Below are 22,811 nucleotides of genomic sequence, written 5' to 3'. Positions count from 1 at the left end.
TGCCGTGGTCTCCCCCATGAGCAACTGGCGTGGTTTCCCCCATGAGCGACTGCATCAAGACAAGGCTCCACTATCTTACGGTGACTTCGGCGTAGCCGACGCTTGGCCGTAGGCCACGCCAAAGGCGAACGCGAACAAACCACTCGCGCAAAGCATGGCTGACAGCGATGCAGCGCGGTCTTGGGGAGCCAGTGCGGTCTTGGGGAGGCAGCGCGGTCTTGGGGGTTTCCCCCACTCGCGCTTTGCCGTGGTCTCCCCCATGAGCAACTGGCGTGGTTTCCCCCATGAGCGACTGCATCAAGACAGGGAATTTGGAGTGAGCCGGTGCAATAACAATCGGTCATATACCTGATTTAACCGTCCCGTCGCAACTTAGCCAGCTTTTGATCTTCCCCTACACCCATCACCCCACACCCGGTCACCCCGTAAAGCTTTTAAGGCTGTTTGTCACCCCGTCAGGTAATAGGTAATAGGTATAGCGTTTCTAGGACTCATGAGGTACACATTATTTTTTCCCTCTTCCCTTTTCCCTCTTCCCTTTTCCCTCTTCCCTGCTCCCTGCTCCCTGCTCCGAACGCGCCCCGCGTGGCCAACGGCCTCAGTCCCTAAAAACCATAAATTTGTACCTCACAAGTCGTAGAATTGCTATAATAGGTCTTCAGGGGAGCTAGTCCTGGATGAATATTTGTACATTATCTATAGCCCCCTCATGGGTTTAAGCTTGCTCTACTGGAAAATAGTACTAATGTTTAAGCAAAGCAAGACCTGCTCCCTCTTTAACTATAAGACACTGATATCAAATCAAGTTTACTAATCATCATATCGTCAAAAGTCCTGGTATATTATTTTAAGTTATTAGTCGCCATTTAGCCAAAGTTAAAATAGCGCGGTTTAGCTATTAATTACGATTAAATCTCTGAGTAAATATTATCAATTGCGCTTCGTTCCGCTGTAACGGCAATCCCTTGGAGTGTAAGCAGGCAAGATATAGTAGGATGTCAGTAACTACTATAAATTTGGCGTTGCTGAATAGGCTTTGGGTACTCAAGTCTAGTTGGAGTAGTTACCGATTACCGATTACCCATTACCTTTGGGTCTTCCACAATTGAGCAACGCCGTAAATTTAGGATTTCACCTTTAGGTCAAACTCAAGGGGTGCATCTCATATTTGAAAATCTTGCTAGTGGTGCTTTAGGGGGGCTCTCATTTTCCGCCTCGTAGCCAGGGTTTGGACAGTCCGCCCCGTAACGCACCACTGTGTCAAACAGCAAAAATGAGATGCACCCAAACTCAAGTTTCTCACGGGGTGACAAGCTAATTGAAAATCTTACAGGGGTTAGGTTTTAGGGGTTAGGTGAAGCGTGAACATCGTCATGGCGTAGTAGTTGATTAAAACTATCTATGCAGTTGGATTGGTGAAAATTGCTTCAACTGCTCGGAATTACAACAACACGAGTCGCGCTCATTAAACCCAAAACCTAAAACCGTGCCACCTAACACCTGCCTAGGTTTGAGCTTTGTTGTCACCCCTTGAGCTCAAGTTTAAAGAATAAATAAGCTATGGATACTAGTCAGATTGATAAATTTGTTTCCTATTGTAAACGTGAACAGCCACAAAGTGAAGAAGATATCAGACGTTTTTTTGTAGGGGTTATTGGTTTCCCCTATGATAAAGAACTTCTCTTACAGGCATATCTATTTTTCAAGATCAAGTCATTATTTCCAAACTGTAGTAAGCTCCTGTTATTTGAAAAAGCCTTAATCCAAGACTATACAAATTTAGGAAAAGTTGATTTTGTTTATCTTAGTCAAGACAACGGTTTATTTTTAATTGAAACCAAATATATTGATACTGAAGCGACAGGAAAGCACGAAAGAACTAGAAGAAATAAGCATAGAAATAAGGTAGTGGATCAAGTCATTGATTGGAAAGAGCAATTTAGGGATTATTGGAAGCTATCAACTAACCAAATTAATTGTGGAGTATTTACAACGGATCCACAAGTAGTTGATCGTGCAAGGAGCACTGACCTTATCGCTAAATCAATATCTATCTATGAACTGGAACGGTGGCAGAAAAATTATAAATTTTATAACTTAGAGCATGGCAATAAACGGGATTCGGTGAGAGATATATATGAGGTGATAAAGTGATCAGGTGATCAGGTGATTAAGTGATGAGGCAATAAAGGATGGTATTGCTCAAAATAGTTACTTTCATTCTCGCCGTTGTCATAGGCTGTGGTGGGGTGATAGCTTTATTATATGGCATGAATGGCTTGGTAAATCAGCTACCCAATAAAACGCGATTGACCTTGGCCAAAAGGCCACGCTACGCGAACGGTCACGCTACGCGAACGCATTTTGTGGCTTGGGTATACTTAGCCCCTGCTTTAGCATTACTAACCGCTTACCTGATTCTGCCGACCCTCAATACTATATATATCAGCTTCTTGGATAAGCGATCGCAAAATTTTGTGGGACTGGACAATTACATCTTTGCCTTTACCAACCCTACTATGCTAATCGCTTTTCGTAACAATGTGCTTTGGTTGGTATTGGTAACAGGGTTTAGTGTAGCATTGGGTTTAATTATTGCGGTGCTGGTGGATCGGGTACGCTATGAAACCGTAGCCAAGTCTATAATCTTTATGCCAATGGCAATTTCCTTTGTGGGGGCTAGCGTGATTTGGCGATTTATCTATGCTTTTCGTCCAGCTGGCTCAGAACAAATTGGCTTACTCAATGGCATTATTACCAGTTTAGGATTTGAGCCTGTAGGTTGGTTAGTGGAGCGCTCTATTAATAATTATGCTCTGATTGTGATTATGATTTGGTTGCAGACAGGGTTTTGCTTGATTTTGCTCTCTGCTGCCATCAAAGGTATCCCCAAAGATATTATCGAAGCTGCACGGATAGATGGAGCTAGTGAGTGGCAAATCTTCTGGAAAATTACTATTCCGATGATACGAGGGACTATTGCTGTGGTTGTGACTACTGTAGTAATAGCGGTGCTGAAAGTCTTTGATATTGTCTGGGTGATGACCGGTGGTAATCAAAATACGGAAGTGATTGCGTCTCGTATGATTAAGGAAATGTTCAATTATCGGAACTTTGGACGAGGTAGTGCGATCGCAGTTATTTTATTACTAGTTATTATTCCGGTTATGATTAGCAATATCCGTCGGTTTCGAGAGCAGGAGAACAGCCGTTGATGGTAAAAACTGAATAGGCTCATGGCTGCTATTCTTACTCAAGTTACCATTCGAGTCTGATGCCGTTACCGAGTTAAGCAACTGTTATAGCTATGGTTGAAATTATATCAGGCTTGGGGAGATGCGATGCTCCTTTGGAGCCGCTTCGCGAACGCATCTTGCCCAGTTGTTTTGCCCAGTTGTTTTGCCCAGTTGTTTTGCCCACTTGTTTAACGACTGCTGTTGTGGGATTGGTTGCACAAAGCGCTTATCTTGGCAAAAAATAGACTAATTCCAGAGATGACTTTAACCCACCTATGGCACCAAAACCGCTCTTTGTAGCAAAATCCCAACACCTACAGCAATTTTTCTGGAAAATCCCGATTCATCTGACCCTGATTATCATCTCGTTGATCTGGACTCTACCCACTGTTGGTTTGTTCATTAGTTCCCTGCGCTACCGAGATGATGTGCTCAAAACCGGTTGGTGGTCAGTCTTCCAACACCCCTTCAATTTCACCCAATACCACTTAGGTAACTATATTGATGTGATTACCTCCGAAGGGATGGGACAGGCATTTCTCAATAGTCTGGCGATCTCGATTCCCGCTACAGTGATTCCGATTGCGATCGCTACTTTTGCTGCCTATGGGTTTGCTTGGATGAAATTTCCTGGTCGCCAAGTCCTGTTTATGGTAGTAGTTGGCTTGCTGGTAGTCCCGTTACAGATGACTCTGATTCCGGTATTGCGAGTCTACGGATATCTAGGACTTTCCGGTACATTATTAGGTATTTGGTTAGCCCACACAGGCTATGGTTTGCCCTTAGGAATTTATTTATTGCGTAATTATATTGCTAGTTTGCCTCAGGAGTTAATCGAAGCAGCAGCAGTGGATGGTGCGTCTCATCTAACCATAGTTACCCAGGTGATTGTGCCTCTATCCATGCCTGCGATCGCATCATTTGCTGTGTTTCAATTTCTCTGGGTATGGAATGACTTGCTAGTTGCTTTAGTCTATCTCGGAGCTACACCAGACGTTGCCCCGCTAACGATCCGATTAACAAATATAGTAGGTTATCGTGGGCAGCAGTGGCATCTTCTTACCTCTGGTGCATTTATCACCATGATTGTACCACTCATTGTGTTTTTTGTTCTACAGCGGTACTTTGTGCGGGGGATTTTAGCTGGTTCAGTTAAGGGTTGATACTCTTATAGCAATTATTATATAGCAATTCTACGACTTGTGAGGTACAAATATCTGGGTTTTAGGGAGCAGGGACTTCGGAGCAGGGACTTCGGAGCAGGGAGCAGGGAAGAGGCAAGAGGCAAGAGGCAATAGGCATGCTAGCAATAGGCAAGAGGCAAGAGGCAAGAGGCAATAGGCATGCTAGCAATAGGCAATAGGCATGCTAGCAATAGGCAATAGGCATGCTAGCAATAGGCAATAGGGAAAAATAATGTGTACCTCATAGCTATGATAAACGCTATAGAATTATTATACTCATGAGGTACAAATCTCTGGGTTTTAGGCAATAGGGAATAGGCAATAGATAAAACTAGGAAAGAGAACCGATATTTTTTTCGTGTTATTATAAATCAGCATTGGGTTTTATTATTTCTTTATAAATGCTATATTTTAGCTTAATAAGATGCTAGAAAACACCTGAAAAACTGGCAAAGCATGACTTTAGATGATTCTACTCCTAACACAAAAGCCAAACCCATAACTAAGCGTTTGGTATCCATCGATTTATTACGTGGGTTAGTTATGGTTTTGATGGCATTTATTATTTGATATTATTCACCTTTGGGTAATCCATTTGGCTGCCATTGTGTTATCGCTACCTAAGTATGGGATAACAGCCGTGATGCTACCTTACTTAAATAAAAGTGCCATGCCAGCAAATTATGGTTATAGTCTCCCCCATGTTTATCTGATCTGGATAATTATAATTATAATTATTTATCATATATGTCATTGGTTTGCTAATTTCAAAAGTCAGCATAAGTATTGGTGGTTAAATTATTTGTAGCTTAAGGGATTGAGTTAAAGTTAGTAAAACTAGGTGAGAAAATACTAGTAAAGGGTTGAGGTAAAATTATGTTAAAAATTTTTTTTTCGGGCTTCAACACTGTAAGATACCATTCAAAGTCTGAAAATTATGTCAAAAAAAGCACGTATGTCACAAAATCTTAATCAAAGGAGAACAGTTCATGATTTTACCAACGTGATTGCTGTCAAACGACAGGACTGTCTGGGTGGTTTTTTCACACCCACTCTTGCGGATATTATGGTTAAGCATAAAATCCTAGAGGACTATTTTTGTTCGCCAACCGTAGGTTTGCTCTTACCTCTTGGCTCTAAGCGGGAACAGGATACTTTTCCCGAAACTTTGAACTATTGCCTAAACTGGGGGATTGCACCAGAGAGGATTGTCGTGATACATTCACCGCAAGCGCAAGCTGTCGTGGATCACTTGGGGCTGAAGGAAAAAGGCTGCGTGATTCTCAACGAAGCAGCTATGCTTGATTTATTTAACCTAGAGCGCATTCACTCACTTTTTGCAGTCGATCTTGCCAAACATAAAGGCAAAGGAAGAGCCTTTTCGATGGCTTTTGCTTACTTGAAATATGTTAAGCAATGGCAGAAACTCAAAGATCTATTTGTGCTTGATGTTGATATCAACGCTACCCAATATCGACCACTTCACTATTTGGGATATGCCCAAGCTATTTTTCCAGATCAAGAGCGTCTATTTCTGCTCACGGCACAAAACAATACACTCAGGGATAATCACTATCTTTTTGTGATGCGCGAGCCCTGGCGACATGAAAACGAACTTGGTCGCCACTATGCTAAACATTTTGATCGGCTCGTCTGGTCTCTAACTGGTGAAACAATGTTGAGATGGGATATGCTAGTCGAGCATATTCCTTTTGCGATCGCTTATGGGATGGAAACGGTGTGGCAGCTTTTTGCGGCAGATTGGGTTGCCCTTTCCCAGCAAGGTAACTATAAAGTTGCCCAAGTGGTTAACCCACAAACAAAAAGAGACGGGGGGAGTCTGGGGCAAAGTGGGCGTTGCTATGATGCGACGATGTACCGTCAATTGAGTCTGATGGCTTGGTTTCTGATTAAATATGGCAAACCGCTATATAAATTCACCCCAGAAGATTACCATACTGTTAATACCCGTTTAAGTCTGGTAAATCGTACTGCAATCTTGCCAGATAATGAAGACCATGGCCTCCCTTATGACGTTCAACTCCATTCTGATCTCTTTATCCCCCCTTTGGGAATGCTAGCCTCTGAAGATTGTTTAACTATTTAGCATTATTTAGCATTCCAAAAAGCTTAGAGCACAAGTGTTGAATTCAGTAATAAACGTTACCCAAAATGCTTGATGTCTCTATACCATTTTTGTTAAACAACTTCATCAAGACACAGAGCAGGAATTACGATAAACATCTACTTCTGGGCACTTGTCAGGCAAAAGGCTTGCATAAACAAGAATCCAAAACTACTTCTGCCCTATGGGTGCATCCCATTAAAGCTATTTGACCCGGTGGGTGGAATGGGCATCTTGCCCGTTCATTTTCGGACCGGCTGTCCCTCTATTGATTAATCTCAACTTTACTATAGCGCTGCGCGGATTACTATTACTGTAACACCAGCTGATTTTAGACCGACATTATCGGTCTTGGAGAATTTTGGTGAAACAGAGTGGACTGCGCAACGGATTTTTGTGGATGAGATTGAGCGTATGCTTGTAGATGCGATCGCATTAACACAGTGGAGTGCGCAATGGATTTGCGGTGGCTGGGACACAGGGTAGGCTGGTAGATGCGATCGCATTAACACAGTGGAGTGCGCAATGGATTTGCGGTGGATGGGACACAGGGTAGGCTGGTAGATGCGATCGCTAAAATAGACTAAACTAGAGCTGGCTATCAGTCAGTTAAGATCCAACTACTACCCCCAGATTCTCTATGGTATAGCCCTACGGAGTTAGATCAGGACATAAAGTAGGAATTAAAGAGAAAGCAAAACGGATGTTAGTTAGAGATTCAAAATCAAGACTTGTAGCTATATGGGATAATTTTCTGATTCATGGCTCCAGTTATGGTGGCGGAAACCTATAAATGAATTAGCTATAGTCAGCTTTTCCAATGGAGTGACTGTTAGTCTCCCAGAAACCGCTGCCTATGATAGGGAATCTCTTATAATCACGGATTGGTTGGTGAATCCCGGTCTTTTAAAAAGGGTAATTCGTCACTATAATCAGGAGGTAAAATTTTCTCACTTTTCCCTAATGACTTTCATGAGATAACATCTTAAAAGATGGAAAAACATCAAAGTAACATGGCTGATAATTCATTACCAACCGTAGAAGAAGACGCTCCATCCATTAGTGGTTTATACGAACTCGCCATCGGTGCAACAGCAGAGAATGAAGCAGCTCTGATTGAGTATTGGCAACAGTTTGGATTTAGTGTAGGACAATCTGGTACTCTCAGTGCAACCCAAGCTAATCAGTTATATGGTGTAAATTCCAGTTTGCAATCGCATCGTCTACACAATCAACTTAAAGACAGGGGTTTGCTCCGCTTGATGGTTTGGGAGGAGCCGCTGAATGAAGGATTAGGCTTGAGTCCCTGGAAGGTGCTGGGTAGCCGCTGGGGAGCGATGCTGTCTTTGGATGTGTTTAATGTTGCTAATCATGCCGAAGATGCGATCGCTGGTGGCTTACCTGTATATTATGTTCCACCCCAGAGAAATTTGATTTATCGTCCCGATCCATTCCAGCCTTTTGTGCAAGCCAATCCTTGTGTATATGAAATGGTTTTGATCCAGCCCCTGACACGGCAAGTCATTTTTGAACGCCATGATTACACTATGCCCTTGTCTGGAATTGTTAACCCAGAGTCTCATTTCAAAGCCTCAGAGTTCGTTCACCTAGGAATGGTGGTAACAGGTGGTAAAGAGCAGTTGGACTTTTACGAACAGATACTGGGTTTGGTTTGTGGCGTAAATAGTAGAGAAAGCCAATACGGTGAAGCTTCCCGTCATATCCTCGAACTAAAGGGTCCAGAAAATGGAGAGCATCTGTTCACCACTGACTTCATACCGCCTGGTGCCTCAGCTACGGATTTATCCCAGGTGCGTTCTGGGCGCTTGCACATTATGCGGATTGAAGGGTCAGATCTGCCCAACAAGCATAGCCACTCCCGTCCAGGTTGCTTAGGGGTTTCTTTGTACACTATTAGAGTGCAGGAGATAGATTTATACCACCAGCGCGTTAGTAGTAGTGCCGCAACTGAGGTAACCCAGGTATATGAGAACGAGTTTGGGGAGAGGAGTTTCTCGTTTATAGCTCCTGATGGCTATTTTTGGACTTTAGTGGAGGAATAAAAAATGGAATTAAAAGAACAAAACTGGAAAAATTTCACGGCACACCTGCGGGATTGGCATGGGATTTGGACAAGGTATTCTCCTTCAGGAGAAGTAAAAGAATCATTTCAAAGTCTGAGAAGCTTTCAGAGCAATCCAGAGAAAACTGAAATTCATCAAGTAAATCGCTATATCTACGCTGAAGATAACTTCAAAGAAGAAAGTTGGGACTATAATCAGCAAGAAAATAATTTACCTGATGGCATATTTCACCCACAAGCTGATTCGATGAGAACTATTTGCTTTGAATCTGGTCATACTGCTTGGGTAACCAGACAATTAAAACCCGATTCGTATTTTGGTGTTGAATTATTTTTTAGGTACGAAGAATTACGACATAGTGTCGGGATTGTTTACGATAAACAAGGAGCTTTGTTCCGAACAGCGAATATTCGTGAAGATGCCAGGGGTTTTCCTAGTCAGTATTGGTCTAAAGAAATAGAACAGGTGTCCGAGAGAAATCTGAGTGGGAATTGGCAAGGAACCTCTGTTACCATGACCCCTGATTTAAAGATTTCTGAGCCTGTAGCAATTCAATTAAACTGGGGTTGGGAAGGACATAACACCTTCTTTTTACCTGATGGAGTTTCTATCAGTTGTCCAGATCAAGTAAGTGTTGGTACTCCTTGTACTCTCGCAGCAAATTGGCTGGTAACACCGTCAAAGTTGCAACAATTGAAGGTCAAGTATGACGAGTCTGGTGGTTTTGCTGCACTAACATTGGAACAACTTCATCTTTGATGTCAAAATAGGGTAATCCGCTCTTAATCGAGTTTTAAAATTACTGTACTTTGGCCTAAAGACTTCACAATTTACGGCTTTGTCCTGAAGCAAGCTCTATAATTATCGTCCCTTAAAAACTAAAAAACCCTGGTTAAATCAAGATTTTCAGCGGAAAAATACCAGGGTAAACGCATCTTACTAGATTAATTGGTTTAATCGGGTTTGATTGAATGTGTATTAACTTTCTATGAAACCCTTTTTTTTACCAAAAACAAGCTTTAACGCTATTTTTGTCCTGTACATAGATTCACAATATTCTGTACATTAAGGCACTAGATTTAAATTCCAATTTATCAAAAATATATCTTGAGGATTGATTGGGATAAATATAGACAACATTAACTCTTTCTTTAAGCCAATCAAGACAACTTTGCACTAATGTAGTGCCTAACCCTTGGCCTCTGTATTCTGGCATAGTGTAGACATCACTAATTAGACCGACCAGGTGAGGGATATGTACCATCTTGGTAGAGAAAGCTCCAGCACAAGCGACTATGTCACCATTGTTAGATTGCCCTAAGTAATGTATGCAATTCCCCTCTTCGTAATATTGTTTATACAGATCAGCAACGAAGTCTATAGCTTCCTGTGCATCTGGTACACTAGCATAGCCTTCTTCATACAAATTTTTCTTTAGCGTTAGTATTTTGCTGAGGTCTTCCATGTTGGATGATCTATAAATAATGTTTTCGCTCATTTTGATATCTCTTAAATTTATAAACAATATGTTTGATGATATAGCGATTTGCAGATAAGTTAATTATGAAAATGGGGCAAAAAAGATAAAGTCTAGTGCTTAATTGGCTATAATTAAATAACTTAGCTTGGATGCCAACCATCCGATCAACAGTTATAAGGTTCACGAGGGTTGTGGTACATCGCGACCTGATCTAACTCCTACCCCTCTAGTATCTAAGAGCCTCCTAGTTACAATGAGCAGCACCTTCCCTCTGCTTCGGTTTCTTCTTAATCTCACCACCGATCTATAATTTGCTACATATACCAAAATTATAGTATAATAGGAAGTTAACTCCTCACTAAAATTTGGTGTTCATGGCAGACTTAACTGGCACTTGGCTCGGAACTTACTGGCAAAGGGGAGTACCCACCCGGTTTGAAGCGACTCTGGTTCAAAGCAAGAATACAATCACTGGCAATAGTTTGGACGACGGCTACTTAGGAGAAGCCCAGCTAAGTGGTGAGGTAATCGGACGGCGTATCCAATTTACCAAGCGATACATCTCCAGCTCATCGACTCCAATCCAGTACATTGGTACCCTGGCTGAGTCAGAAGATTTTATCAATGGGCAGTGGATAATCGATAAATATAACACCGGTCCTTGGGAAGCTCGTCGTAGTGGCAATGACCTACTTGCAGACCTAAACACTCGTCTGAGTGAGCGGATGCCTGTGGCAGTGCCATAACCCAGAACAGAGGAGTTAATTTATCCTGGATAGTACAGGTATCGAAGGTCTCAGATAAGGAAAATGTGATGCTATCAGGTTGGCGAGTTGGCTCTCTATTCGGAATCCCACTGTTTTTAGACCCATCGTGGTTTTTCATCTTGCTATTGGTAACGATGATTAATGCACGAGAGTTCGACTCTAGCCTAGGGTCGATTTTGGCTTGGGTAGCTGGATTGGCGATGGCACTGTTGTTATTTAGTTCTGTACTTTTACATGAATTAGGTCACAGTCTAGCTGCCCTCTCCCAGGGTATCAAAGTTAATTCGATTACCCTATTTATATTCGGCGGGATTGCGTCCATTGACCGAGAATCGAAGACTCCAGCAGAAGCCTTTCAAGTAGCGATCGCAGGACCATTAGTAAGTTTCATCCTCTTTGGTCTGTTTTATGTGCTAACTCTGACATTACCCACCTCGGCTTGGGGATATACCATCGCCAATGAGATAGCTAGAATCAACCTAGTCTTGGCATTATTTAACCTAATTCCTGGTCTACCTTTAGATGGTGGACAAGTGTTGAAAGCAGCAGTCTGGAAACTAACTGGGGATCTCTTTACAGGTGTCCGTTGGGCTGCCAGAACGGGTAAGGGGTTTGGGCTTGTAGCCCTATCCCTGGGATTAGGAATGACTCTGCTGACGGGTACCTTGGCATTCATTTGGCCAACTCTGATTGGCTGGTTTATTTTTCGCAATGCCAGCGCCTATGACCAGCTAACCACCTTGCAAGAAGTCTTACTTAAGCTGATGGCATCTAATGCCATGACCCGTGACTTTCGGGTAGTGGAAGCCAACCAGACCTTACGTTCTTTTGCGGATGAGTATATCTTAACCGATAGGCAAAACCCAATGCCCTACTACGCTGCAGCTAATGGACGCTATCGTGGGCTAGTGAAAATTGAGGATTTACATTTTGTCGAGCGTAGTCGTTGGGACACTGAGACGTTGGAAACTATACTGCGCCCTTTATCAGAAATTCCCAAAGTGGAGGAGAAAACACCTTTGGTGGAGGTGATTAGCAGCTTAGAGGAGCTTAATATTAAGCGTCTGAGCGTACTTTCTCCTGCAGGAACTGTGGCAGGTGTCATTGACCGGGGTGATATAGTTAGAGCTGTTGCTAGAAAGCTAAATTTGGCTATCCCACCGGCTGCTATCGAGCGCATCAAAGCTGAGGGGGTTTATCCTCCTGGGTTTCAGCTGGTAGAAATTGCTAAAACCCTCCGTTCGCTAACAAACACCTGATACCGAGTTGCATTCAAAGAGAGTAGATTGGTTGGATAGGGAGATAGGGAGATAGGGAGATAGGGAGATAGGGAGATTGGCGGAAGAGAAAGTTGTACGTTTTACCGCAACTTGGTATAAGTAAATTAGGGTATAAGTAAATTAGGCGAGAACTGCTTGTAATCGTTGCAATGTACGAGTATTCTCCTCAGGAGAGCCCACGGTGATCCGCAATCCTCCTCCAGTATGACGTATTAGGGTGCCTTGATCTTTCATGGCCTGAGTTACCTGATTCAGGTCTTTGCTAGTAGACTCGTTGCCCGATTGTGCTAGACGCACGTAGATGAAGTTAGAAGCACTTGGCCAAACCTGTAAGGCTGAATGTTCTGATAGGGCTTTTAGTAACTTATCTCGCTCAGCGATAATCTCGGGAATTGATGCCAGCAGAGTTTGTCTATGATTGAGAGCGACTATGGCAGCAGCTTGGGAAAAGCTGGGTAAGTTGTAGGGTAAGCGAATTTTTTCGAGAGCAGCAATTAGTTCTGGGTGAGCGATGCTATAACCAACACGGTGAGTAGCTAAACGAAATGCTTTGGAAAATGTCCTCAATATTACCCAGTTGGGATGCTCGGCTAATTCTTGGACTACTGATGCTTGGCTGAATTCAAAGTAGGCTTCATCAATAACCACTAAAATGTTCTCTGGTAGACCACGCAACCACTCTAATTCCTGGGGAGTCAAGGGGTTGGCGGTGGGAGAGTTAGGATGAACCACAAATACTACTCGTATTGGTGGTCGTTGGGTCGAGGTTTCTGTTACGGTCTGTTCAATGGCTGCTTGGGCATCGTCGATCTTGATTTCAAAGTTTTCTTCCCGACGCCCTACACTCACTGCTGGTATTCCTAAGGTCTGTGCGAGTATAGAATACATCGAGAAGGTGGGATTAGCGATTAGGATCGAGCCTTCTCCTCCTAAGCAGGTGGCAATTAAGATAGAACGAATTAGTTCATCGGAACCGTTGCCTACGGAAATCTGGTTTGCTGTTACTACCTTTTCTAGGGCAGCCGATTCGTTAACGTATTCTGCGATCGCATTTTTGAGTTCCTCATGTCCGCCATCGGGATATCGATTAGCTTGAATCAGCTGTTGATAGCTCCAAGCTAATTTTTCCTTTAACTCTCCTGGTAAGTCAAAGGGACATTCATTAGTATCCAGGCGATCTAGGGGAACAGTTGATTCTGGTGTTTTCCCTTCCTCGCCCCCAGGATGAGGTGTGTAGGCCGTTAATTCGGCTAGATCTGACCGGATGAATTCTAGCATTATCTGTTCTATGTTGTCGGTTTGCTTTGTTACCTTTTACCTTATTCTTTCTCAAGAGGTGGATAGTGTATTGCCAGAAATGCTTTAGCCTCAGCCTGATCCTGAATCACCCTGTCTAGGGTGGCGTCTAAGAGTGCATCCAGAATTTCCCGATACTGTGCTCCTGGCTTATAGCCTAACGTTCTGAGATCATTGCCATCCAGTGGTGGTTTAACATGCCTCCAAGTGGTGAGATACTGCCAAATTTTACGTCGGATCGCTCTAGGACTATACACCCCAATCAATACTAAGGTAGGTAATTTATACTCGCGCAACATGTGGACGATTTGACTGTTGAGCTGGCATGTTGTTAGAGATTCTAGGATATCAGCTTGCCATCCCTCAAGTTTTTCAAGACGCTCAACACTGTCTACGGGCAACTGTAAATTCTTGGCTACCTTAACCCGTTCGTCTGGTGCTAGATCAGCAATTAATACTTCCAAACGCATCTGCCAGTGCCTTAAGGTTTGCTTTGGGTCAAATCTCTGTAGCCAGCGCCCAACCAAACGCACTCGCCACCATAATGGTTTATCTAGGGTCAGGGTAGGATGAAGACACTGCAACGCTCCCAATGAGGACAATAACTGCAATGCTGGTTGCCAGTAGGGGGCTTGCAACATATAGTTAAGTTCTGCTTTGAGTCGGGTTTGGAGTGCTGGTACTTTGGTGTTTTCGGCTAGGGTGCGCTGATATACCCCACTTTCAATGGCATAGTGGATATATTCCCTGGTTTGGGGTTCAATTTCAAATCCCAATCGCACCGCAAACCTTACCGCTCGATAGATTCGGGTTGGGTCTTCAATAAAGCTATTGGCGTGTAGGACTCGAATTTTATGCGATCGCAAATCTAACATACCCCCAAAAAAGTCCAACAGGGGCAATTGAGATTGGGGATTAACCTTTGTCAGCCTTGCCGCCATGGCGTTGATGGTAAAGTCTCGGCGGTAAAGGTCTTGACGAATGGAACTAGCTTCGACTTGAGGATTGGCGGCGGGATAAGGATAAAACTCGGTACGAGCAGTGGCAATATCTACACAAAGGGAGCCAAATGTCGGGTCATTATGCCATAGCAAGGCTGCGGTTTGAAAAGACCCATGTACTTCCAAGCGCACGTTACGGTAAATTTTCCGGAGTTCCTTGGCCAGGGTGACTCCTGCGATCGCATCCGCTGAGCGGTGAAAGCCATCGACGACCAAGTCTATATCATTTAGGAGTAGTGTTTTTTTCCCATCCGCTAGTAACAAGTCTCTGACAGCTCCCCCAACTAGGTACAGATGCCAACCCCGCTGCTGAGCTTTCTCGGCAGCTATGGTCAGAAGTTCCCACAAGCTCGAAGCCAACAGAGGTTTGATGTTAGCCGGTTTCAGGTTGGCCGGTTTCAGGGTTGACCCGTCAACCTTCAACGGCTTTTCATTCAACCTCGTATCTTCCTGAAACAGTTGCCGCAATACATCAGTGCGGGTCACAATCCCCATTAGTTGCCCATCCTCTAGAACGGGTAAACGCCCAATATCGTAAGTCACCATCAAGGACTGAATGTCTGCCATCGAGGTTTCCGGAGTAATGGTCTTAACATCCTTCGTCATGTAGCCCTTGACTGGGGCATGACCAAAACCGTGGTGCAAGGCTAAATCGAGGTCTCGTCGGGAGATAATTCCCACCAGCTGGTCTTGTTGGTCTACTACTGAAAGCCCCGAATGACCATAGCGCAACAAAATTCTCTGGGCTTCCTTAATCTTGGTATTGGGGCGAATGGTGCGCACGGGGGAGGACATTAAATCCCGAGCCGTCAGAGGTTGGGGAATTTGGTCTTTTAGTTGGTTGACCAGCTGCTCTAGGATGGTCTGGGCATCACAGTCTCGTAAGGTAACCGCAGCGGCTTGGGAATGTCCACCTCCTCCTAGGGGTTGCAACAACTGGTTCAAATCCGTCCCCTCAATTCTGGTCCGCCCAATTATAGTGACCTTAGTTTGGGGTAAAGGTCCTTCGCGTAGCGTGGCCTTTTTGCCAAGGTTAGAAGGTTGTTCGCGTAGCGTGGCCTTTTGGCCAAAGTTAGTCTGAGTTTGAGTTTCAAGGTTATTTTGGCTCTTAGGTTGTCTTTTTGAATTTTGCCGGTTATAATAATTTTCAGAACCTTCAACCGTTAAACCGCCAACCGGAAACGGTGAATAACCTTCAACCTGAAACCTTGCAATTGGTAAATCTGCCGGTTGTGGGGTTTCTACTTTTGACTTTCGTTTATACTCAGCCCCCAAAAGCAGGGCATCGCTTTCAGTTACTTCTAGTAAGCGTGATGCCAAACTCGATAAGCCAGGCACATGCCCAGGAGTGTTTAGGAATACCCAAGAAATGGTGTAACCCAAGTGGGTTTGTCGCTGCAAAAGGTCTAGAGATTGCCTAAATAATTTTTCCAATTGAGGAGATAGCCCTGGATCAACATACTGAGCTATCTGACGCAGATTAGCTCCTTGCTCCATTAACCAGGTCAAAGCAGCCCCATCTCTTGGTGTGGTCTGGTCAAAGGTCAGGGAACCTGTATCGAGATGGATTCCCAATGCCATCACCGTGGCTTCAGCAGTAGTTAACTCGATTTGGGATTGCTGTAGTTGCTCCACAATTAACGTGGTGGTTGCTCCCACAGGTTCAATCTGTGTATAGGTAGCCGGGATATCAGTTTGGGGTACGGGATGATGGTCGTAAATTTCAATGGCGTTTAACTGTGGTAAGTCTAACCACTCAGCTGCTTTCCCTAAGCGATCGCGTTTTTGAGTATCTACGATAATTACGGAATTAATCTGAGCCAATTGTACAGAGCGGCGCTCGATCAGGGCATACTCATCCCGATGCAGTGCCAAAAAATCTCTTACAGCCGGATCAGTCCCGCCAGTTAGTACAGCTTTTGCTCCTGGCTTGAGGCGAGTCAGTCCTACAGCTGCTCCTAGGGCATCAAAGTCAGCGGTGGTATGACACAAAATCAGATCCATAGTGATTAGTCTACCAATTCTGGAAATTAAGGCTAAACATCAATTTCATCTGGCCATCTCCCCATCTGTATCTATTTCCCGATTTCCTTTATTAATGCTATTCACCTATTAATAGTTTACACTTTTTTTTAACCCTTTAGTCCCTCTACCCACACTCCCCACACTCCCCACACTCCCCACACTCCCCACACTCATCACACTCCCCACACTCATCACCTGAAGGGAAGAGTTCAAACTGCATTGATGGCAACAAATTTTGGCAGAAAAGGTAAAAGCATCTGGTAAAATCTATAGTGCTTAGCTAGGCATTAGCCTGTTTTAAACAAGTTTTAGTGATGCAGCGCGGCCAAAGGGGGGTCTCCCCCAATCCCGCTTGCCATCAAGAAAGAGAAGTTTAGCGTCAAGGTATCAGCACAGAAAATGACTATTATATTCCAACTATTACTCACTGCCCTAGTCTTATTGTCATTTGTCTTGGTAGTCGGTGTACCAGTAGCTTATGCCACACCTCAGAACTGGGAGCAATCAAAACGTTTGCTTTGGCTTGGTTCAGGGGTTTGGGTGCTTCTAGTGCTTTTAGTCGGTGCCCTCAACTTTTTGGTGGTTTAGGTTATAATTTCCGTCAGCTAGACCCAAATTATTACTTTAACCAACCTTTACAGCGATAGTCATGGCAGTTTTCGAGGGAAATTTAACATCATCTACCTCCCTGAGGTTTGCGATTATCATTGGTCGCTTTAATGACCTAGTGACAGGTAAACTCTTAGACGGGTGTAAAGATTGCTTAAAACGCCATGGCATTGATCCCAATCCCCAAGGTACTCAAGTTGACTATATTTGGGTACCGGGTAGCTTTGAAATTTCATTGATGGCTCGCCAAGCTGCTCTTAGCGGTCGTTATGATGCAGTGATTTGCTTGGGATCAGTGATTCGGGGTCAAACTCCCCATTTTGATTATGTCGCTGCTGAAGTAGCCAAGGGCATTGCTGCTGCCGGTTTTCAAACTGGGGTACCTGTTATTTTTGGTATTCTAACTGTAGATACCATGCAGCAAGCTCTAGAACGGGCGGGAATCAAGAGCAATAAAGGTTGGGATTATGCCATGAATGCCATAGAAATGGCTAACCTGATGCGAAGTTTTCGAGGTCAAAATTCAATATTAGGCTATGAAGAGTCTGAGCAGGGAACTTTGGGGCAACAAACTCTACCATTCTCGGCAAATTGGACAATTGCTTCAGAATCTGACCCTGATTCCTAACATATGAGTTAATTTTGGGACATTTTCCTAATTTTCTTGAATCTAAAAGCTCAGTAGAAGGGGTTGACAAATTTTGGCTTATCTGACATACTATAAAGAGATAAGTTGAGGTGCGGGTATAGCTCAGTGGTAGAGCGTCACCTTGCCAAGGTGAATGTCGCGCGTTCGAATCGCGTTACCCGCTTACGAATAGTAAATAAACCTGTAAAGCCTGGAGAGAGACCTCCTTGCTTAGCCTGTCTTCAGCTCAGTTATCCCACTTGATGCAAACCGTGGCAATGTGCATCAATAACCTTAAAGAATAAGATTATATAATAGATGGGGACACGCTTAGCTTTGTAGTGTCCTAATATTTAAATCATGCAGCACTACCAATTCCAGGTTTTTTGATAAACCTAACCACATGTCTTTTGGTTTTTAATAACGCTTGTGCAATCTCAAAAGGGTCAAAAGATTGACTTAAACTCCGAGTATCCCTGCCCTTGTCGGCGTCGGGGTCATTTAGTGCCAATTACACTGACAGAAGCCCTTGGCTGCAATCGCTGTCAGCAAATTTTTGTGGTAGACGAAAGTGGTTATGTGATGGAGCAACTATCCACCCACTACCCCTATAAAAAAGCTTGGCGTTGGACAGGACATCGTTGGTATACAATCCATGGTAGTCTTGGTGAAAGCTACTTACCTGTAGCCTTGGGTATTGTCTTAGTTCTGCTGATTGTCTGGTTGCCTTTGGCACTTCACTCCCAAAAAGGGCCAGGTATCATAGTCTGGGCATTACTGGCAGTACTCCTAGCAGTACTTCCGGCTATGATGGTTTGGCTAGCTTACCGGCGTTAACTAACAATGAACACAGACTCTGGGAGCAAGGCCTCGAAGTTACATGATTTAATGGCCAGTGTCCACCATGCTTCTTGGGCATTGGCAAACACCAAGGGAGAAGAGCGCTCTCGTGGCATCGAGGCTATGGCTCAAGGAATGCGAAACTCCTTTGATGATATTTTGGAAGCTAACACCCTAGATCTGGAAACCAGTAGGGACATGGCAGTGCCAGATCTAATTTTGGACTGGCTGAAGCTAACACCAGAAAGGCTACAGATGGCGATCGCAATCCTGGAAAGGATTGGAAAGTCATCTGATCCAATCCGGCGGGTGATGAACGCCTCTTACCAAACTGACCAATCTCAGACCTACTGTCAGCTAATGCCGTTGGGAGTGATTGCTCTAATTTATGAGGCATTTCCTGAACTAGGTGCAATTGCCGCAGGCTTTTGTGTCAAAACTGGTAACTCCCTGATTCTCAAAGGCAGTAGCGAAGCCAGTCAGTCTAACCAGGTGATTGCTCAAGCGTTGCAAAATGCTTTGGATGAGGTCGGTTTGCCAACGGGATGTTTGGAACTATTGCCCTCTGGACAGGGAGCTTCGATTCGGGATTTGGTCACTCAAAATCCATATCTGAATTTGGTAATTCCCCACGGACGACCAACCCTACTCAAGCAGGTGATCCAACAATCAACGGCACCGGTTTTGCAATCGGCCATGGGTAACTGCTACCTTTACTGGTCTGCTAATGGTGACGTTGATCTGGTTAGATATATAGTTTTAGATAGCCACGCCAGTCAGCCGGATCCGGTCAATGCTATTGAAAAGATTCTGATTAATCAGAATCAGAAAACCTCTGCCTTAGTTACCCTGTTGAATAACCTGAAGGAAAACGGTTTTGAACTCAGAGGTGATGCCAATCTAGTGGCTAAGTTTCCTGAACAATTGACTTTGGCAGCAGAATCCGAGTGGGGTCAAGCCTACTTGACCAAAACTATTGCGTTGAAAGTGGTAGATTCTATAGAGTCAGGGATTGCTTGGATTAATCAATATAGTAGCGGTCATGCTGACTGCCTGGTGACAGATTCTTATCAGGAAAGCCGTCAGTTTGCCTTAGGTGTAGATAGTGCATCGGTTTACATTAATTCCTCACCAAGATTTTCACGGAATCCGCAACCAGGAGACTCCGTGTTTCTAGGTATGTCTAACCAAAAAGGACATTATCGCGGCATGATTAGCCTGGAGACTCTCACTACCCTTAAACACGTAGTTCAGGGTAATGGACAGTTTTAGGCGTTGGTCATTTGACCATTAGCTGCTCTCAAGCGGGAGGGGATCAATCGATCCATCCAGTATTCCAAATACGCTCGATTTTCGTCAAGTTCACCAGGATCTGTGGTATCCATGGGATGAGGGGCTAGCCCCAAAATCGCAGCTGTAGTAACACAAAACATAGATTTCTGGAAAGTTTGGCATATTCTGACCCGCAAGTCAATTTCACCCCGATGCGATCGCATATAAAAATCGCTGAGATACTTGGGTAGATAATGCCTCATATCCTGCATCAGCAATGTCGGTGGAATTCCAGCACCACCAATCGGCAATGGGTCAGCATACAATGCGCCATAGGTAAATCGGGTTTGATCTGGGGAAATCTGGTAGGCTTGGGCATTCAGAGATACTGTGCCCAGAAAGGGTGTTCCCCGGAAAAAAATTGCCTCTACATAGGGTACTCCTGTATCAGACAGGAAGGTCAAACCAACCGATTCGGGAATAATCTCATACCTTTTATCACCAATCTGAGGGGCATAGGTAATCGGTTTGTTTGCTGCTGCGACTAACCCTGCTTTAATATGGTCTACCACTTGGGGAATCGACTTAATTTCCCCTTCGTCATAGCCCTGAGATAGGGACATGAATATATCACTCATCACCCGCCAGAATTGCCCTAATCCACTGGTATAGGCAAGCATTCGCACTTGTTCGGGCAGGAATTCAGGAAATAGCTTGTTCATTCCCAGCATCAAGGGATTGCTCTTAAACTTTGCCTGAATTGCTTCGGCACATCGCTGCTCAAATTCATCGGTATCGAGATGACTATCTAAGCCCCCACCACCGTGCCATAACATCGAGCGCATACAGTATTCAGCGTACTCAAAGTTAATTCGGTCGTGCCACCAATGACGCAAAAGCTTTGAGAATGAAATTTCGCCATTAAAGTATTTAAAGAAGGGAAAAAATACTAAAAATTGATGATCTGCAGTGTAGATAAGATTGCGGGAGTAAGCATCTAAAACAATGCCGTAGCTGTGAAGTATACCCACTACTTCCATCAGGTTTTCTGGGGAATCTGATAGCAGGGCACTACCAGTTTGTAGTCGCTTTATATACTCCTCTAGGGGATGCTTTTGTTTGGGTTTTTGGCTAACTACCATAATAATTAGATTGAAGATTGAAGGTTGAAGGTTGAAGGTTGAAGGTTGAAGGTTATCTGTCAAAATGTAGAATGAAGAATGCAGAATTCTAAATTCTAAATTCTAAATTCTAAATTCTACATTCTAAATTCTACATTTCGGTCAAGCTACGCGAACAACCTGTTAACGTTCAACTATTGCTTGATACATTCACAGCTACATTCGGTGGTGTCGTTACCAAAGTTGCTGTGATCGGTTCACTTAAATTAAGTAACCATCCTGGCTGTAGTCCCAGAACCACAATCAATAGGGCTAAAACCAGCCCTGGTAATTGTTCTGTGAACTTAACGGTCGGTAAATCAGTTAAATGGGTAGCCAGGCGACCAAAGAAGGCTCCACCAATTAGTTGTAAAAAGTAAACAACCGTTAAACCGGTGCTGAGCATGCATAGGATAGTTGGGATTGGTAATACCTGGAGACTACCCCAGTAGACCAGAAACTCAGAGATAAATCCCACCATGCCAGGGATACCAGCACTAGCCATTACACCAAGCACCATCAAACTACCAACTACTGGCAGACCTCGTTCCGGATTTAATAAACCATTGAGGATAGTGATATCCCGTGAGCCAGTTTTTTTATAAATGATACCGACTAATAAAAACAGTAGCGCTGATATTAAACCGTGACTGATCATATGCAAAACTGAGGATACCAACGCTAGCTTAGTGGCAGCAGCAGCAGCTAACAGAATGTATGCCATGTGAGCGACAGAACTATATGCCACCATTTTTTTCATGTCTTTCTGGACAATGGCATTGAACGCTCCGTAGAGGGAACTCACTGCTGCCCAAATTCCCAACCAAGGTGCCAGAATTGTCCAAGGTTCCGGAAACAAACCTAAGCCAAACCGCAACAAACCATAGGTACCTAATTTCAGGAGCACACCAGCTAATAGAATTGAAACTGGGGTTGATGCTTCCACGTGGGCATCTGGCAACCAGGTATGGAATGGCACAAAGGGAATTTTAATCCCGAAGCCAATTAGAACCGCTCCTAAGAGAATTAATTGCTGAGCAACGGGTAGTAATGATGCCAGCTCCCTGGTCTCGGCGTAGCTAAAGCTAGAGGAACCACTCAAAAACACTAAGCCCAGGAATGACGCTAGAACCAAGGCTCCGGAAAGGGCTGTGTAGAGGAGAAACTTGGTTGCAGCATAGCCTCTGCGCTTACCCCCCCAAATTGCAATCAACAAATATAGGGGAATCAGTTCCAGCTCATAGAAGATAAAAAACAGCAGTAAATCCTGAGCTAGGAAGGCACCGGCAACAGCGCCATTTAGCAACAGCATCAGAGCGTAATACAACCTAGGGCGAATGACGTTGGAATCTGTGCAATACAGGGCAATTGCGGTTAGCAGACCATTTAGGATTAGTAAGGGCAACGATAGACCATCTACCCCTAAACTATAGGTCAAACCAATCACCTGAATCCAAGGAAGATTTTCCTGAAATTGTAGATTCACGTCACCGGGGTTAAACATGGTCATCAATATTACTGACCAGAGGAAAATACCACCAGTAACCACCAAGGCAACTTGACGAGCTGCTTTAGCGGTGACATTCCCTGGCCAAAACCCCACTATAGCGGCACTCAGTATTGGTACCAAAATCAAGGCACTCAACATAAATCGACCAGTCTCCTAATCATTGGTTTACTAACTCTTGTCATGGGGTTGGTTTGTTGAAGGTTGAAGGTTGGTTTGTTGAAGGTTGAAGGTTGGTTTGTTGAAGGTTGAAGGTTGGTTTGTTGAAGGTTGTTTGGTTGAAGGTTGTTTGGTTGAAGGTTGTTTGGTTGAAGGTT

The 22,811-nt window shown here is 44.0% G+C and carries 21 protein-coding genes and 1 tRNA gene; 16 read left to right on the top strand and 6 right to left on the bottom strand.

The features are described from left to right. Positions 1-70 precede the first annotated feature (70 nt). Positions 71-298: a hypothetical protein gene (locus BJP37_RS37290; RefSeq protein ID WP_143727767.1), complete on the bottom strand. Its 228-nt coding sequence runs from the start codon at positions 296-298 to the stop codon at positions 71-73. Between the two features lie 1,262 nt (positions 299-1,560). Between BJP37_RS37290 and BJP37_RS24090 the strand changes: the two genes are divergently transcribed. The 9 genes from BJP37_RS24090 (at position 1,561) to BJP37_RS24060 (ending at position 9,388) form a co-directional block, all read left to right on the top strand. Then, the gene (locus tag BJP37_RS24090; RefSeq protein WP_075902570.1) at positions 1,561-2,154 is read left to right on the top strand and encodes a hypothetical protein; all 594 of its coding nucleotides are present in this window, start codon (positions 1,561-1,563) and stop codon (positions 2,152-2,154) included. 38 nt (positions 2,155-2,192) lie between these two features. Next, positions 2,193-3,215, top strand: a complete 1,023-nt coding sequence (locus BJP37_RS24085) for a carbohydrate ABC transporter permease (protein ID WP_075902568.1) — start codon at positions 2,193-2,195, stop codon at positions 3,213-3,215. Between the two features lie 92 nt (positions 3,216-3,307). Continuing rightward, a complete protein-coding gene (locus tag BJP37_RS39950; RefSeq protein WP_158069747.1) occupies positions 3,308-3,481 on the top strand; it encodes a hypothetical protein in 174 nt (57 codons plus the stop codon). Between the two features lie 30 nt (positions 3,482-3,511). Next, the gene (locus BJP37_RS24080; RefSeq protein ID WP_075902566.1) at positions 3,512-4,399 is read left to right on the top strand and encodes a carbohydrate ABC transporter permease; all 888 of its coding nucleotides are present in this window, start codon (positions 3,512-3,514) and stop codon (positions 4,397-4,399) included. Positions 4,400-5,357: 958 nt separating this feature from the next. Then, positions 5,358-6,527: a hypothetical protein gene (locus BJP37_RS24075; RefSeq protein WP_143727766.1), complete on the top strand. Its 1,170-nt coding sequence runs from the start codon at positions 5,358-5,360 to the stop codon at positions 6,525-6,527. Between the two features lie 369 nt (positions 6,528-6,896). After that, on the top strand, positions 6,897-7,031 hold the full coding sequence (locus BJP37_RS43895) for a hypothetical protein (RefSeq protein WP_269087058.1): 135 nt from the start codon (positions 6,897-6,899) through the stop codon (positions 7,029-7,031). 303 nt (positions 7,032-7,334) lie between these two features. Then, positions 7,335-7,526: a DUF3598 family protein gene (locus tag BJP37_RS44705; RefSeq protein WP_081431307.1), complete on the top strand. Its 192-nt coding sequence runs from the start codon at positions 7,335-7,337 to the stop codon at positions 7,524-7,526. An 11-nt stretch (positions 7,527-7,537) separates the two neighbouring features. After that, positions 7,538-8,608 carry a VOC family protein gene (locus BJP37_RS24065; protein WP_075902562.1) on the top strand — a complete coding sequence of 357 codons (1,071 nt, stop codon included), beginning with the start codon at positions 7,538-7,540 and terminating at the stop codon, positions 8,606-8,608. Positions 8,609-8,611: 3 nt separating this feature from the next. Further along, entirely contained in the window at positions 8,612-9,388 is a 777-nt protein-coding gene (locus tag BJP37_RS24060; RefSeq protein WP_075902561.1) for a DUF3598 family protein, read from the top strand. A 289-nt stretch (positions 9,389-9,677) separates the two neighbouring features. Here the strand turns inward: BJP37_RS24060 and BJP37_RS24055 are convergent, their stop codons facing one another. Next, positions 9,678-10,127 (bottom strand): GNAT family N-acetyltransferase, encoded by a 450-nt coding sequence (locus BJP37_RS24055; RefSeq protein WP_075902559.1) that lies wholly within the window; start codon positions 10,125-10,127, stop codon positions 9,678-9,680. Between the two features lie 356 nt (positions 10,128-10,483). Here BJP37_RS24055 and BJP37_RS24050 point away from each other — a divergent pair, with 356 nt between their 5' ends. Together BJP37_RS24050 and BJP37_RS24045 are read left to right on the top strand one after the other, a co-directional pair. After that, positions 10,484-10,855, top strand: coding sequence for a hypothetical protein (locus BJP37_RS24050; protein WP_075902557.1), 372 nt, complete (start codon positions 10,484-10,486; stop codon positions 10,853-10,855). 68 nt (positions 10,856-10,923) lie between these two features. Next, entirely contained in the window at positions 10,924-12,135 is a 1,212-nt protein-coding gene (locus BJP37_RS24045; protein ID WP_075902555.1) for a site-2 protease family protein, read from the top strand. Positions 12,136-12,276: 141 nt separating this feature from the next. Here BJP37_RS24045 and BJP37_RS24040 read toward each other — a convergent pair whose 3' ends face one another. Both BJP37_RS24040 and BJP37_RS24035 read right to left on the bottom strand, forming a co-directional pair. Further along, a complete protein-coding gene (locus BJP37_RS24040) occupies positions 12,277-13,434 on the bottom strand; it encodes a histidinol-phosphate transaminase (RefSeq protein WP_075902553.1) in 1,158 nt (385 codons plus the stop codon). A 41-nt stretch (positions 13,435-13,475) separates the two neighbouring features. Next, entirely contained in the window at positions 13,476-16,457 is a 2,982-nt protein-coding gene (locus tag BJP37_RS24035; protein WP_075902551.1) for a CBS domain-containing protein, read from the bottom strand. Positions 16,458-16,877: 420 nt separating this feature from the next. Here BJP37_RS24035 and psbZ point away from each other — a divergent pair, with 420 nt between their 5' ends. The 5 genes from psbZ to BJP37_RS24010 all read left to right on the top strand — a co-directional run bounded on the left by psbZ (position 16,878) and on the right by BJP37_RS24010 (position 19,827). Next, a complete protein-coding gene (gene psbZ / locus BJP37_RS24030) occupies positions 16,878-17,066 on the top strand; it encodes a photosystem II reaction center protein PsbZ (RefSeq protein ID WP_070394766.1) in 189 nt (62 codons plus the stop codon). Positions 17,067-17,127: 61 nt separating this feature from the next. After that, positions 17,128-17,715, top strand: a complete 588-nt coding sequence (gene ribH, locus BJP37_RS24025) for a 6,7-dimethyl-8-ribityllumazine synthase (protein ID WP_075902549.1) — start codon at positions 17,128-17,130, stop codon at positions 17,713-17,715. 112 nt (positions 17,716-17,827) lie between these two features. Then, positions 17,828-17,899, top strand: a tRNA-Gly gene (locus BJP37_RS24020). Positions 17,900-18,144: 245 nt separating this feature from the next. Next, the gene (locus BJP37_RS24015; protein WP_070394764.1) at positions 18,145-18,552 is read left to right on the top strand and encodes a hypothetical protein; all 408 of its coding nucleotides are present in this window, start codon (positions 18,145-18,147) and stop codon (positions 18,550-18,552) included. A gap of 6 nt (positions 18,553-18,558) precedes the next feature. Then, complete coding sequence (locus BJP37_RS24010) at positions 18,559-19,827, top strand: glutamate-5-semialdehyde dehydrogenase (protein WP_075902548.1); 1,269 nt, start codon at positions 18,559-18,561, stop codon at positions 19,825-19,827. On the opposite strand, the gene BJP37_RS24005 is transcribed toward BJP37_RS24010, so the two are convergent. Next, the gene (locus BJP37_RS24005; protein WP_075906414.1) at positions 19,824-20,969 is read right to left on the bottom strand and encodes a CO2 hydration protein; all 1,146 of its coding nucleotides are present in this window, start codon (positions 20,967-20,969) and stop codon (positions 19,824-19,826) included. The two genes, BJP37_RS24010 and BJP37_RS24005, sit on opposite strands and share 4 nt — an antisense overlap. Before the next feature lie 169 nt (positions 20,970-21,138). Continuing rightward, complete coding sequence (locus tag BJP37_RS24000) at positions 21,139-22,635, bottom strand: NADH-quinone oxidoreductase subunit M (protein WP_075902546.1); 1,497 nt, start codon at positions 22,633-22,635, stop codon at positions 21,139-21,141. Between the last annotated feature and the right edge of the window lie 176 nt (positions 22,636-22,811).

It is taken from the genome of Moorena bouillonii PNG, from assembly GCF_001942495.1.
Taxonomy (GTDB): domain Bacteria; phylum Cyanobacteriota; class Cyanobacteriia; order Cyanobacteriales; family Coleofasciculaceae; genus Moorena; species Moorena bouillonii.
Note: the sequence above shows the minus strand (reverse complement) of the source record. Positions and strands in the feature narration are given on the sequence as shown.

Coding starts and splice junctions, on each gene's coding strand:
- BJP37_RS24085 (WP_075902568.1), top strand. CDS start 2,193: ATGGTATTGCTCAAAATAGTTACTTTCATTCTCGCCGTTGTCATAGGC.
- ribH (WP_075902549.1), top strand. CDS start 17,128: ATGGCAGTTTTCGAGGGAAATTTAACATCATCTACCTCCCTGAGGTTT.
- BJP37_RS24005 (WP_075906414.1), bottom strand. CDS start 20,969: ATGGTAGTTAGCCAAAAACCCAAACAAAAGCATCCCCTAGAGGAGTAT.
- BJP37_RS24055 (WP_075902559.1), bottom strand. CDS start 10,127: ATGAGCGAAAACATTATTTATAGATCATCCAACATGGAAGACCTCAGC.
- psbZ (WP_070394766.1), top strand. CDS start 16,878: ATGACTATTATATTCCAACTATTACTCACTGCCCTAGTCTTATTGTCA.
- BJP37_RS24075 (WP_143727766.1), top strand. CDS start 5,358: ATGTCAAAAAAAGCACGTATGTCACAAAATCTTAATCAAAGGAGAACA.
- BJP37_RS24090 (WP_075902570.1), top strand. CDS start 1,561: ATGGATACTAGTCAGATTGATAAATTTGTTTCCTATTGTAAACGTGAA.
- BJP37_RS37290 (WP_143727767.1), bottom strand. CDS start 298: ATGCAGTCGCTCATGGGGGAAACCACGCCAGTTGCTCATGGGGGAGAC.
- BJP37_RS24035 (WP_075902551.1), bottom strand. CDS start 16,457: ATGGATCTGATTTTGTGTCATACCACCGCTGACTTTGATGCCCTAGGA.
- BJP37_RS24010 (WP_075902548.1), top strand. CDS start 18,559: ATGAACACAGACTCTGGGAGCAAGGCCTCGAAGTTACATGATTTAATG.
- BJP37_RS24080 (WP_075902566.1), top strand. CDS start 3,512: ATGGCACCAAAACCGCTCTTTGTAGCAAAATCCCAACACCTACAGCAA.
- BJP37_RS39950 (WP_158069747.1), top strand. CDS start 3,308: ATGGTTGAAATTATATCAGGCTTGGGGAGATGCGATGCTCCTTTGGAG.
- BJP37_RS24000 (WP_075902546.1), bottom strand. CDS start 22,635: ATGTTGAGTGCCTTGATTTTGGTACCAATACTGAGTGCCGCTATAGTG.
- BJP37_RS24040 (WP_075902553.1), bottom strand. CDS start 13,434: ATGCTAGAATTCATCCGGTCAGATCTAGCCGAATTAACGGCCTACACA.
- BJP37_RS24050 (WP_075902557.1), top strand. CDS start 10,484: ATGGCAGACTTAACTGGCACTTGGCTCGGAACTTACTGGCAAAGGGGA.
- BJP37_RS24045 (WP_075902555.1), top strand. CDS start 10,924: ATGCTATCAGGTTGGCGAGTTGGCTCTCTATTCGGAATCCCACTGTTT.
- BJP37_RS24060 (WP_075902561.1), top strand. CDS start 8,612: ATGGAATTAAAAGAACAAAACTGGAAAAATTTCACGGCACACCTGCGG.
- BJP37_RS24065 (WP_075902562.1), top strand. CDS start 7,538: ATGGAAAAACATCAAAGTAACATGGCTGATAATTCATTACCAACCGTA.